At 60.1% G+C, this 243-nt stretch carries 1 protein-coding gene; it reads left to right on the top strand.

The window, feature by feature from the left end:
- Nucleotides 1-13 precede the first annotated feature (13 nt).
- Nucleotides 14-243, top strand: a 230-nt coding sequence (locus RVY79_RS21195; protein WP_317466588.1) for a methyl-accepting chemotaxis protein, incomplete at its 3' end; no start/stop codon positions are given.

The following is a 243-nucleotide window of genomic DNA, read 5'->3' as shown; positions in this document are numbered from 1 at the left end:
GAAGGAAATCAAATTGTTGATCAGCGATGCTGCAAACAAGGTGCAAACCGGCTCCGCGCTCGTTGAGAGTGCAGGCTCGGCGATGCGAGACATCGTGCATGCGGTGCAGCGCGTGGGCGGCATCATGGCTGAGATTGACGCGGCCTCAGGAGAGCAGAGCCGAGGCATCGAGCAAGTTAGTCAGGCCGTGGGCCAGATGGACGAGGTGACTCAACGAAATGCGGCGCTCGTAGAAGAGGCCGC

The sequence above is a fragment of the Chromohalobacter sp. HP20-39 genome (assembly GCF_033052815.1).
GTDB lineage: Bacteria > Pseudomonadota > Gammaproteobacteria > Pseudomonadales > Halomonadaceae > Chromohalobacter.
This window is presented reverse-complemented; position numbering and strand designations above follow the sequence as displayed.